The organism is Paraburkholderia ginsengiterrae, from assembly GCF_001645125.1.
GTDB classification, from domain to species: domain Bacteria; phylum Pseudomonadota; class Gammaproteobacteria; order Burkholderiales; family Burkholderiaceae; genus Paraburkholderia; species Paraburkholderia ginsengiterrae.
The window spans coordinates 1-506 of record NZ_LXKA01000127.1 but is presented as its reverse complement, the minus strand read 5'-3'; the positions used below and the strand labels follow the sequence as shown (position 1 = coordinate 506).

The window sequence follows — 506 nt, the reverse complement described above, 5'->3', positions numbered from 1 at the left end:
GCAGGGTTGTCAGAGCTGAACGCGCCGCACGGTAGGGAGAGTGAGATGTGGACCGGCAAGGATATGGCAGCGAGGTCGAGGCGCACGGTGCAGCGCGCCGTCGTGAAGTTGCCGGGACGGGTCGGCACACGGCCATGGTGGTGGGTGTGAAAGGGCGGAGAAGGGTGATGCGGGTAGAGTTGGTACGGGTCGGCTGCGAACGCGTTGAACGACAGGGCAGCGGCCAGTGCGCCGGCGGCGATCAGAATGTTTGTCAGCAAGGTGTACGCCAGGTTGCAAAAAGTGCTGAGACGCTTCAGTGGTGAGTTACTGCTTCGAAGCGACGAGGTGGAATTGAATGGCGACTTCGTCGGCGACCAGCGACGTGTCTTTCCATTGGACGGTGCCGACGTCGAACTGCGAGCGCTTGACCGGCAATGCACAGTCGAAGGTTTGCGTGGCGGCCTGGCTGGTAATGGTGGCCGGCACCACGACGGTTTGCGACTTGCCCTTGATGGTGAGCTTGC

General features: G+C 62.1%; 1 protein-coding gene and 1 pseudogene. Both read right to left on the bottom strand.

Features of this window, described 5'->3' with window-relative positions:
• A pseudogene (locus tag A6V37_RS41740) lies at positions 1-260 on the bottom strand (polyisoprenoid-binding protein); the annotation flags it as partial.
• A gap of 46 nt (positions 261-306) precedes the next feature.
• Positions 307-506: YceI family protein (locus A6V37_RS11015; protein ID WP_167361434.1), on the bottom strand; the 200-nt coding region annotated here is incomplete at its 5' end.